We start from the raw sequence: 11099 nt of genomic DNA, 5'->3' as shown, positions 1-11099 counted from the left end.
TTAGGATTTTCTCGATGTTGGCCGTCGACGGGGAGATCGTGGGTTGGGTTTTCCGCGCTAGCTCAACTGAGCAGTGTCCGAGGATATGCTGGATCGTGGACTGCTCAGCGGCTCTCAATCACGATCTGTTTTTCGTTCGAACGAGCGCTGAGGTCCATGCTTAGGGCGATGGCCTGAGCAAAGCCCTGCGGATCGGTTGCCGAGAAAAGGCCCGTCACATGCCTTTTGCCGATGCCCTCGCCGGCGAGGATGATGGCGGTGCGATTATAGCGGTTGAACTCAGCGACAGCGTTCGCGAGCGTCTCGCTTTCGAAGCTCAGGCGTCCCTCCCGCCATAGAAGGTCGCGCTGGACATTGTCCGGGGTGATGGCAACGGGAGCAATGCGATCAGCGTCGTCTCCGATCCTCGCTTCCATATTCGCGGCCATCCTGACGGCTTGATTGGCGCGTGCAGGCTTCCCGACTTCGACGATCCCTTCTTGGACACGCACATCCACGGCACGGCCGGGCAGTGTTCGGACGGTAAATGCAGTGCCGACCGCACGGACTTGCGCGCCCATGGCAGTGACGATGAAAGGTCGCGCCTTGTCCTTGGCGACTTCGAAATAGCCTTCTCCGCGTATCAGGCGCACCAGGCGCTTTTCCCGGGTAAATAGGACTTCCATCTCGCTCTGCGTATTGAGCGTTGCGATCGATCCGTCATCGAGCGGGATCAATCGGACTTCGCCTGTTTCGGTGCGATAGACCTGCGATCTAGGCCAGAACAGGAATGCGCCGAACGATGCTGCGAGGAGGCCGCCTGATCCGGCAAGAACATTGCGGCGGGACAAGTGCAGGCGCGGCGCTTGCGGCGTGAAATCCGGGCCCAGGGCTTGGGCTGCGTCCATGCGCAGCAAGGCAGCGCGGGCGCGCATGAAGGCGCCCGGACAGCGTGTGTCGCTCGCCAGCCAGGCGTCAAGCTCCGCCTGTTTATGGGGCTCCAGAGGTGCGCGATCAATGCGCGAAGCCCATCGCGCTGCTGCGTCGCCAATATGTGCGCTACTGTCTCTTTTCATGGCGCCGGCTGTCTCGTTTACGTGCCCTTGATGCACGAGCGCTCCATTTTCCGCTATGCGCGAAGAAATCCAATAATTTGCCAATACCGTTGGCGACATGCTTTTCAACCGTGCTTTCCGACAGGCCAAGACGGTTGGCTACATCGCGCTGGGACAAGCCCTGCACTTTGCGCAGCATGAAGACCTCGCGGCAGCGATGGGGCAGTGCTTCAATGGCAGCTGCCACCTGCTCGAGTTCCATGCGTTCGTCGACCAACTGGTCGGGGAGGGGCTCGGACGCCTCCAGTTCGAGCGCGCCAATCTCGTGGATCGAGCCGATCGGCACGATCCGGGATCGCCGCAAATCCTGGAGGATGATCGAGTGGGCAGTCTGGAACAGATAGGCACGCGGATTGGTGATCTGGCTCACCGTCTCGAGCATGACGAGCCGGGAATAGGCTTCCTGGATCACATCATCGATGTCGAAGCCGATATGGACACGCCGGCTTAGCCAGGCGCGCAGGCTACCCTCATGCGGCAGGATCTGCCGTGACAGCCAGAAGGCGCGATCGTCGGAAAAATCGGTCATGTTCGGCAAGCCCCATGACGAGCGAACCGCGCAGACACGCCATGCATGCATCCAAAAAATGCCATGTCCGATCGCAATGTCAAAAAAGTGCAATCCGACACTGGGGGAAAAATCGCGCTCGTGCATCTAGGGCGCAAAACCCCGGGGGAACGGGAACAGGGAGGATGCGAAAACCGGTCTGAAAGGCCCGATCCATTCGCCGCGTCCGGGGAGCGGCTGGGGGCCAGACAATGAACCGTTCGATGACGATCAAGAGCCTGTTAATCGGTGCCAGCCTAACCACGGCTATCGTAGCCAGCAGCGCGCAGGCGCAGGACCGCAAGTTCAATGTGCCTGCCGGCAATATCAACATGACGCTGCCGATGTTCGCCCGGCAGAGCGGCATCCAGATCATCGCGCCGGCCGATCAGCTCGCCGGTGTCCGGTCGCCAGCCATCATGGGTGTCTTTGATACCCGGGTGGCACTGCGCCGCCTGATTGCCGACGCTAACCTCGAAATCGTTGCCGATAATGGGGCGGCCATCACTTTGAAGCCGCGCGCCCGTGCCGTCACGACGCCGGTCGCCTTGCGCTCCCTCCGATCGGCCCGCGCAACCAGCAGCTGGACCGCGCCTCGCGCCTTTCAGGCGGCCGATGCATCGACAGCCCAGGCAGAGCCCGGCACCGGAGGCGAAATCATCGTGACCGCCACCAAGACGGCAACCACTCTCAACCGTGTGCCGATCAGCATGCAGGCGATGCCGCAGGAGCAGCTCGATCGTCGCAGCATCCGCAGCGTGTCCGATATCGTCCGCACGGTTCCAGCGCTCTCGATGCAGACGTCGACCACGGCCGATCGCGTGCCGAGCATCTCGATCCGCGGCGTGGCGTCTTCAACCGGCGCGCAGACGACCGGCGTTTATCTCGATGATGCCCCGCTCCAGAAACGCAACGCGATCGGCATTTCGGGCAGTGGCACGCCGGTTCCGGCGCTGTTCGATCTGGAACGGGTCGAAGTGCTGCGCGGCCCGCAGGGCACGCTTTATGGCGGATCGTCGCTCGGCGGGACGATCCGCTTCATCACGCCTGAACCCAGCCTCGAGAAAATGTCTGCCTATGCCCGTGCGGAAGTCGGTTTCGTCCAGGATGGCGGCGTCAATCATGATCTGGGCATTGCGCTCGGTGGCCCGCTGATCGAGGACCGGCTTGGTATCCGCGTCAGCATGTGGCAACGCCGCACGGCGGGCTATATCGATCATGTCGATCGCTTCACCGGCGACACGCTTGCAAAGGACACGAACAGTTCGGACGACTGGGCGCTGCGCGGCGCGCTGCTCTTCAAGCCGACCGAGAATTTCAGCCTGACGCCTTCGGTCTATTATGCGCTGAGTGAGCAGCATGATGCCGATACAGCCTGGCAGACCGTGCCGGAAACCACGCTCAATGGTTTCACATATCCCGCTGCCGTCTATGGCGATTATCAGACGGGCGCCAACTGCAATGTGGGTGATAATTATGCCGCCAGCACGCCGCGCTGTGTCGCCAGGCAGCCGCGCACCTCGCGCATCTTCCTGCCGTCGCTCAAGGCAGAGCTGGACATCGGCAGCACCACGCTGACCTCGGTCTCCAGCTATATCAGCGACCGCACCCATGGCCGGTCCGACTATAGCTATATCGAGCCGGGCAATTTCCAGGGCGGTTTTCCCCTCGTCGCCGATATCGAAAGCTATCGCTCGACCCCGATCTACGAGAACAAGCGCACCGGTTTCACCCAGGAAGTCCGCTTCGCCAATGACGGCAATAGCCGCTTCAACTGGGTGGTGGGCGGCTTCTTCGCCACCTACAAGAATAATTCCAACTATCATATCGTCGCCAATCTGGACGATCTGACCCAGGCCGTGTTTGGCGCCCCGGCGCAGGCCATTTTCGGCGTGCCGGTCGAGCCCGGCAATATCACCTATCATCGCGATCAGGACCTGAAGGAAAAGTCGCTGGCGGTCTTTGGCGAGGCCAATTTCGCGATCACCGACAAATTGAAGCTGATCGGCGGCGCGCGCGTCAGTCGGGAAAAATTCAGCTATCATCAGGTCACGGCCGGAACCTTTGCCGGCTTCCTGACCCCGACCACCGCCAATGGCGGCCTCACTGACGGCAAGGTCAAGGAAACGCCCGTCACCCCCAAATTCGGTCTGCAATATCAGCTGGACAGCGCCAACATGCTCTATGCGACGGCAGCCAAGGGATTCCGCGTGGGCGGCGTCAACCAGCCACCGCCGGCCTCGCGCTGCGGGGCGGATCTTACGGCGTTGGGTATCACATCGACGCCGGGGACCTACAAGGCAGACTCGCTGTGGAGCTATGAAGTCGGTGCGAAGCTGCGCTCGTCCGATCGCAAGCTCAGCCTCAACTCCAGCGCTTTCTACATCGACTGGAGCAATATCCAGGCAAGCTATGGCCTGCCGACCTGCGGCTTTGGCTATGTCGTCAACGGCGGCAAGGCCGTATCCAAGGGCTTTGACCTGGAAGCCTCGGTGGAGCCGATCTATGGCTTCACGCTGAGCGGCCTCGTCGCCTATACCGATGCGCAATATACGCAGGCTGTCGTTGGCCCGGCCCCTTCGTCCACCCTCTATATCCGCGATGGCGATCGCCTGCCGGTACCCAAATGGGCCTTCAACATCGCGGGCGAATATCGGTTCGATATCGGCAGCTATGGCGCCTATCTGCGGGCAGACTGGCAACATGCCTCCCGCTACCAGAACAGCTTTGGTCCCGGCACGGGCAGCTTCACGCCCGATACCTATATGTCGGAGGCGACTGACTATATGACGGCGCGGATCGGCCTGCGCCGCTATGGCTGGGAATTCTCGATCTTCGCCGACAATCTGCTCAACTCCAAGGATGTGCTGGGCAATGAGGGTGGCCGGACCGGCTGCGCCACGGGTGAGGGCGCGGCCTGCACCACCTACGAGAATTACACGCTGCCCTATCAATATGTGACCTTCCGCCCGCGCACGATCGGCGCGACGCTGACCCTGCGCAAATGAGGCTCCCCACCATGAAGGCTTTTGTATCGATGCTGGCGCTGGGCGCCGCGATGGCGCTTGTCGTCGAGGGACCGGTGGCGCGCGCCAGTGAGCCACCGGCCGAGGGGCAGAAAGAGGTGGGACCGAGGGAGGAACTGGCCAGCCGCGATCACAAGATGGTGATCAACGGCAAGACCATTGCCTACAACGCGAGCGCCGGCACGCTGATCATCACCGATGATGATGGCGTGCCGCGCGGCAGGATCTTCTACACCGCGTATACCGCCCAGGGGACGAGTGCGGGCAAGCCCCGGCCATTGACCTTCTTCAACAATGGCGGTCCCGGCTCGGCCAGCCTCTGGCTCAATGTAGGCGGGTTCGGGCCAAAGCGCCCACCGACGCTGACCCCCAAGGCGACCCTGCCGGCCCCCTATGTGGTGCAGGACAATCCCTATTCGCTGCTCGACAAGTCCGATCTCATCTTCATCGATGCGATCGGGACCGGTTATTCCCGGCCGATTGGCGATACCAAGGGCAAGACCTTCTGGGGCGTCGACGCGGACATCGATTCCTTCGCTCGCGCCATCAACCGCTACATCACCAAGAACGACCGGTGGAACAGCCCGCGCTACCTGTTCGGGGAATCCTATGGCACCACCCGGTCGGCGGGGCTTGTCTACAAGCTCCAGAATCAGGGGATGGATTTCAACGGCGTCGTGCTGATGTCGACCATCCTCAATTCGGGCACCGGCCTTCCCGGCGTCGACCTGGAGGATATCGGGCGAGTACCCTCCTTCGCGGCGACGGCCTGGTATCATGGCAAATCGGCGACCCACCCGGCCGACCTGATGGCCTATCTCGACGAGGTCCGCGCCTTCGCCCTTGGCCCCTATGCCTCCGCGCTGCTCAAGGGGGACCGGCTGTCGGCCGAGGAAATGGACGCCGTGGCTCGCACGCTCAGCGGCTATATCGGCCTGTCGGTCGACTTCCTCAAGAAGAACAAGCTGCGCGTCGGCATGGAACAATATCGCGGCGCGCTGATGGCTGATCAGGGATTGATCATCGGCCGGTTCGATACCCGCTTCACCGCGCCGGCCTCCTATGTGAGCGGCGACGGCTCCTATGACCCGGCGACCAATGACGCCGCGACTGCAGGCGTCAACAGTGCCCATCTTTCCACCTTCCAGGATCATCTGGCGCGTGACATCGGTTACAAGCCGGACCTGCAATATCGGCCACTTTATAATGGCGTGATCGCGCCGGCCTGGGACAATCATCACAAGGCGCCAGGGATCGATGAGCCCATTCCGGTTCCCAACACCGCGCTTGACCTCGCCGGCGCCATGCAGCGCAACCCCAATCTCAATGTGATGGTGATTGCGGGGCTCTATGATCTGGCAACGCCGTTTGCCGGCGCGGAATTCGATGTCTCGCATCTCTATCTGACGCCCAATCTGCGCCAGAATATCAGCTTCTCCTATTATGAGTCCGGCCATATGACCTATGTGGATGAGGCCGCATCGCGAAAGCTCAAGGTCGATCTCGACCGCTTCTATGATGCGACGACCCGCTGATGCGTAGCCTGCTTAGCGCGTCCATCGCGGCAATCACACTCGCGTCGCCCACGGCTTCGCTCTGCGCCGCCGACAAACCGGCGCAGACACAAGCGTCAGAACCGGCTGCAGAAAAGCGGGTGATCACCAACCATATCCTGACAACGGCCAACGGGGCGAAGCTGCCTTACACCGCGACCGCAGGCACCTTGCTGCTCAAGGACAAGCAGGGAAAGCCGGGGGCGAGCCTTTTCTATGTCTCCTACACGGTCGCGCCAAAGGCAGGGGAGCGGCGACCCGTCACCTTCTTTTACAATGGCGGCCCTGGATCCTCCAGCATCTGGCTACACATGGCCTCCTTCGCGCCGGTGCGGGTGCCGGTCGATGTCGAGGCGCAGGGCAGGGAAGGGGGCGGCCGCATGCCGCGCCTCGCGCCCAATCCCGACAGCCTGCTGGATACTACCGACATGGTTTTCCTCGACGCCGTGGGTACGGGCTATTCGCGCGGGCTCGATCCACAGGGAGGGAAGCTTTACTGGGGCAATGACCAGGATGCTGCTGCCTTCACACAGGCGATCCGGCGCTATGTCGAGATCAACAATCGCTGGCTTTCGCCCAAATATCTGTTTGGCGAATCCTATGGCACCACCCGGTCGGCGATGGTTTCCTACCGGCTGATCGACAGCGGCATGCCGGTAGATGGTGTGATCCTCATGTCCTCCATCCTCAATTTTGCCCAGCGCGCGCCCGGCCTCGACCGGATGGATATCAATTATCTGCCGAGCTATGCCGCCACCGCCTGGTATCATGGCAAGGTAGATCGGGGCACAGGGCTGGAGGCGCATGTCGCCCGTGCGCGCCAGTTCGCGCAAGGCCCTTATGCGGCAGCACTGGCCAAAGGGCAGGATATCGGTGCGCAGGAGCACGAAAGCGTGATTGCGCAGATGGCGTCGCTGACGGGCCTCAGCCCCGATTATCTGCGCGAGGCCGACCTGCATGTGTCGCCCGACCGCTTCCGCAAAGAACTGCTGCGGGATCGCGGGGCCGTTACGGGCGGGTTCGACACTCGCTTTACCGGCAGCGAAGGGGACAATGCGGCAGATATGGCGCAGAGCGATCCGGCCGACGATGCAATCTCAGGCGCGATCATCGCCAATTTCTCCGCCTACCTCGCCCATGACCTGGGCTATGCGCCGGACGGCGACTATGTGGTGAACACGCCTACGCTCTTTCCGGTCTGGGACTGGAGCCATATGCCGCCGGGCGGCCCGCGCCAAAATGCGATGGCCAATGTCGCCATCGATCTGGGCGCTGCCATGCGTCGCGCACCGCAGATGCGGGTCCTGTCGCTGAGCGGCTACTACGACCTGTCTACGCCCTTTTTCGCGACCGAATTTGATCTCGCCCATCTTTACCTGCCGCCCGCACTCAGGCCGAACCTCATTAGCCGCCATTATGCTTCGGGCCATATGTTGTATCTCGACGGCAAGACCTTCAATGATGTGACGCGCGATGTCCGTGGCTTCATTCAGGCAAAGTCGGATTAGGCGGGGTAATACCGACCCTTCTCAGTCGTTCAGCGCTTGTTCTTGCCTTCCGAAATGCCGACCGTCGGCTTATCGCTCAACAGTCGAGGATGGGCGGCTAGGGTGTGCGCCGGCTAAGCAATGAGCGACGTTCGTCAGAAGCCTTGCTGAAGGCGGCTACCAAATTTTGCTTGGGATCAAGATCCTGTGGTACTTTCCGGGGTAGCCCATCTGCCAGGCGAAGCCGGACGGACTTGAGCTGCGCACAACAGGGAGCCGTCGATGCAAAACATGCCCCCGCATGCATATGGACATCACGACAAGGACGATCATGACCATCATGGCCAGAAGGCAATGGTTCACGATCCCGTCTGCGGGATGGAAGTCGACCCCGAACTGACGCCCCATCGCGCTGAACATGATGGTCATCGATATTATTTCTGCAGCAACGGCTGTCGCGCCAAGTTCGTCGCTGACCCCGTGCTTTACCTCTCCGCGCGGGAGCAGCCCGCTATCGTCTCCGGGACTGTCTGGACCTGCCCCATGCATCCTGAGATCCAGCAGGATCATCCAGGACCTTGCCCGATATGTGGCATGGCGCTCGAGCCCGAAGTGGCGAGCGCGCAGAGCGGACCAAGCGCCGAGCTGCTCGACATGACGTGGCGCCTTAAGGTGGGGTTCCTGCTCGCCTTGCCCGTCTTCGTTCTGGAAATGGGCGGGCATCTCGTTCCCGCTCTGCATCATCTGGTGCCGGCGAGATTGTCGATCTGGATCCAGATCGCTCTCGCCACGCCGGTCGTACTCTGGGCGGGCTGGCCATTCTTCGTGCGCGGATGGCGTTCGCTCGCGACACGCCACCTCAACATGTTCACGCTGATCGCGATGGGCACGGGCGTTTCCTGGGCTTACAGCATGATCGCGGCGCTCGCTCCCGGCCTCTTTCCGCCAGCCTTTCGTAATGCCGATGGCAGCGTCGCGGTCTATTTCGAAGCGGCAGCCGTTATCACCGTGCTGGTGCTTCTGGGACAGGTCCTCGAGTTGCGTGCGCGCGAGCAGACGTCGGGCGCAATCAAGGCGCTGCTCGACCTGTCGCCAAAGACCGCGCGTCGGCTCTTGTTGAATGGCGATGAGGAGGAGGTCAGCCTCGACTTGATCGGCGTCGGCGACCAGTTGCGCGTTCGCCCCGGTGAGAAGGTGCCGGTGGACGGCACCGTAATAGACGGCGGATCGTCGGTCGATGAATCCATGGTTACCGGCGAATCCATGCCGGTGACCAAAAAGATTGATGGCACGGTCATTGGCGGCACGCTCAACCAGACCGGTGCGCTTGTCATCGCGGCGACCAAAGTGGGGCGAGACACGATGCTCGCCCGGATCGTCCAGATGGTGGCGCAGGCCCAGCGCTCGCGCGCGCCCATTCAGCGCATGGCCGATCGTGTCGCTGGCTGGTTCGTGCCCGCCGTGATCCTTGTTGCGATATTGGCCTTTGTCGGATGGAGTCTATGGGGACCGGAGCCGCGCTTCGCTCATGGCCTGATCGCCGCTGTCGCGGTCCTCATCATCGCATGTCCCTGCGCACTTGGTCTCGCCACGCCCATGTCCATCATGGTGGGCGTGGGCCGTGGTGCAAGGCTTGGCGTCCTGATCAAGAATGCCGAGGCGCTCGAGCAGATGGAGAAGGTAGATACGCTGGTCGTCGACAAGACCGGCACGCTGACACTGGGCCATCCGGCGGTTACCGCCATCATACCGGCGTCCGGCCACACCGAAGCGGAGGTCCTCCGTCTCGCCGCCGCCGTCGAGCAGGCATCCGAGCATCCCCTGGCGCTCGCAATCGTCGACATGGCCAGGTCCCGCGATCTCGTGCTGCCACCGGTATCCCAGTTCGATTCCCCAACGGGACGCGGTGCGGTGGGAACAGTCGAGGGCAAGCGCGTTGTCCTTGGTAATGCACCATTCCTCCTCGATCAGGGCATAGACAGTATCGAAGTGGCGCCCGCTGCCGACGACCTGCGCCGCGATGGCGCCACCGCGATTTTCGTGGGCCTGGACGGTCAGGTCGGAGGGATCATCGCGATTGCCGATCCGATCAAAGCAACCACGGCAGAGGCCCTTGGCGCCTTGCGGCAAGAGGGGGTCCGCATCGTGATGCTGACGGGCGACAACCGCAAGACGGCGCAAGCCATTGCCGACAAGCTTGGCATCGACGAGGTCGAAGCCGAAGTCCTGCCTGATCAGAAGAGCGCAGTGGTCAACCGCCTTATTGCCGCAGGCCGCGTCGTTGCGATGGCGGGTGACGGGGTCAATGATGCGCCTGCGCTGGCCGCCGCCAATGTGGGTATTGCCATGGGTTCAGGCACCGACGTTGCCATGGAAAGCGCGGGCGTAACGTTGCTGCGGGGCGATTTGAACGGCATCGTGAGCGCGCGGCGGCTCAGCCAGGCGACGATGTCCAATATCCGCCAGAACCTCCTTTTTGCCTTCATCTACAATGCGGCGGGCGTCCCAGTGGCCGCAGGGCTGCTCTATCCGCTGTTCGGCATTCTGCTGTCTCCGATGCTGGCCGCCGCGGCGATGGCATTGTCATCCGTCAGCGTCGTGACAAATGCCCTTCGGCTGAGGACACGAACCCTGTGAGCTATTCCGCCTGCGTCGCCCAGACGTCTCTACTCTCGCATCCGATTACATTGCCTCCCGCGTCAGACGGGCTATGTTCGGTACATGCAAGATCGACAGGACCAATTCGCCTACTGTGTTCAGCTGCTTGGTGGAACGACAGCATTTGCTCGGCGTCTCAGGATCGATGAGCGGGCTATCCGGCGGTTCATCAATGGCGAGCGCCCCATCAGTGACAACCTATTGCAAGACACCGCGAAGGCATTGCGCGACCTCGCTGCGGACGCCAACGCGGCTGCAGGTACGATTTCTGACAATCTGACCACTGAACCCAGCGACTTCTAATCGGTCAAATCCGACCCATCCAAGACACTCAGCGGCAAATTTTTGATCCCCAGGTGCGGACGGGCAGCTTTCCGGAAGCTGTCGACCAATCCTGACCGTTCGTCCACCCGTGCCGCAATGGCCGCTTGTTGACAGAAGCGACCATTGTGGCTCGCCGTTGTGACGAGGCCGTCGGGGATGGTTCCGCCATGGGAAGTTACGTTAATGGCGACTGGCCCGGTGGCCTGGGCCACACATCCCAATTGAACGGAAGTCTCGAATGGACCGCTCAGATCGGCCAGGCCTCACGCCGGTAGGCGGAATCCCAGAACATCCATTCGTATCGCGTGGCGTTGCGGAAGGCGGTCGCCATGGCGGCGCGGGTTGCCGGCGTGGCGTTGTCGGCGGCCTCGTCCACCAGTGCGCGAACACGATCGGTTGCCTCGCCGAAG

7 protein-coding genes are annotated in these 11099 nt (G+C 62.0%); 4 read left to right on the top strand and 3 right to left on the bottom strand.

Annotation, left to right across the window (positions count from 1 at the left end):
* Nucleotides 1-104: 104 nt before the first annotated feature.
* Together ACFC3J_RS20270 and ACFC3J_RS20265 are read right to left on the bottom strand one after the other, a co-directional pair.
* Nucleotides 105-914, bottom strand: a complete 810-nt coding sequence (locus ACFC3J_RS20270; protein ID WP_017502344.1) for a FecR domain-containing protein — start codon at nucleotides 912-914, stop codon at nucleotides 105-107.
* Nucleotides 915-1038: 124 nt separating this feature from the next.
* Nucleotides 1039-1749 (bottom strand): RNA polymerase sigma factor, encoded by a 711-nt coding sequence (locus ACFC3J_RS20265; protein WP_081331577.1) that lies wholly within the window; start codon nucleotides 1747-1749, stop codon nucleotides 1039-1041.
* A 104-nt stretch (nucleotides 1750-1853) separates the two neighbouring features.
* On the opposite strand from ACFC3J_RS20265, the gene ACFC3J_RS20260 reads away from it, so the two are divergent.
* From ACFC3J_RS20260 to ACFC3J_RS20250, 3 genes are read left to right on the top strand one after another with little or no spacing between them, the layout of a single operon-like run.
* Nucleotides 1854-4649, top strand: a complete 2796-nt coding sequence (locus ACFC3J_RS20260; protein WP_017502342.1) for a TonB-dependent receptor — start codon at nucleotides 1854-1856, stop codon at nucleotides 4647-4649.
* Nucleotides 4650-4660: 11 nt separating this feature from the next.
* Entirely contained in the window at nucleotides 4661-6202 is a 1542-nt protein-coding gene (locus ACFC3J_RS20255; RefSeq protein ID WP_026109422.1) for a S10 family peptidase, read from the top strand.
* Nucleotides 6202-7728: a S10 family peptidase gene (locus ACFC3J_RS20250; RefSeq protein ID WP_375197817.1), complete on the top strand. Its 1527-nt coding sequence runs from the start codon at nucleotides 6202-6204 to the stop codon at nucleotides 7726-7728. Before ACFC3J_RS20255 ends, ACFC3J_RS20250 begins: the two co-directional genes overlap by 1 nt.
* 156 nt (nucleotides 7729-7884) lie before the next feature.
* Here ACFC3J_RS20250 and ACFC3J_RS20245 read toward each other — a convergent pair whose 3' ends face one another.
* Nucleotides 7885-8136: a hypothetical protein gene (locus ACFC3J_RS20245; protein WP_375197819.1), complete on the bottom strand. Its 252-nt coding sequence runs from the start codon at nucleotides 8134-8136 to the stop codon at nucleotides 7885-7887.
* On the opposite strand from ACFC3J_RS20245, the gene ACFC3J_RS20240 reads away from it, so the two are divergent.
* Nucleotides 8062-10344, top strand: a complete 2283-nt coding sequence (locus tag ACFC3J_RS20240; RefSeq protein WP_375197818.1) for a heavy metal translocating P-type ATPase — start codon at nucleotides 8062-8064, stop codon at nucleotides 10342-10344. The two genes, ACFC3J_RS20245 and ACFC3J_RS20240, sit on opposite strands and share 75 nt — an antisense overlap.
* Nucleotides 10345-11099 lie beyond the last annotated feature (755 nt).

Source organism: Sphingobium sp., assembly GCF_041987595.1.
GTDB lineage: Bacteria > Pseudomonadota > Alphaproteobacteria > Sphingomonadales > Sphingomonadaceae > Sphingobium.
The sequence above is the reverse complement of the archived record's forward strand: the minus strand, read 5'-3'. Positions and strand labels throughout refer to the sequence as shown.

Excerpts from the sequence above, each read along its gene's own strand:
- ACFC3J_RS20270 (WP_017502344.1), bottom strand. The coding sequence starts at position 914 with ATGCGCGCCCGCGCTGCCTTGCTGCGCATGGACGCAGCCCAAGCCCTG.
- ACFC3J_RS20265 (WP_081331577.1), bottom strand. The coding sequence starts at position 1,749 with ATGCACGAGCGCGATTTTTCCCCCAGTGTCGGATTGCACTTTTTTGAC.
- ACFC3J_RS20260 (WP_017502342.1), top strand. The coding sequence starts at position 1,854 with ATGAACCGTTCGATGACGATCAAGAGCCTGTTAATCGGTGCCAGCCTA.
- ACFC3J_RS20255 (WP_026109422.1), top strand. The coding sequence starts at position 4,661 with ATGAAGGCTTTTGTATCGATGCTGGCGCTGGGCGCCGCGATGGCGCTT.
- ACFC3J_RS20250 (WP_375197817.1), top strand. The coding sequence starts at position 6,202 with ATGCGTAGCCTGCTTAGCGCGTCCATCGCGGCAATCACACTCGCGTCG.
- ACFC3J_RS20240 (WP_375197818.1), top strand. The coding sequence starts at position 8,062 with ATGGTTCACGATCCCGTCTGCGGGATGGAAGTCGACCCCGAACTGACG.
- ACFC3J_RS20245 (WP_375197819.1), bottom strand. The coding sequence starts at position 8,136 with ATGACCATCATGTTCAGCGCGATGGGGCGTCAGTTCGGGGTCGACTTC.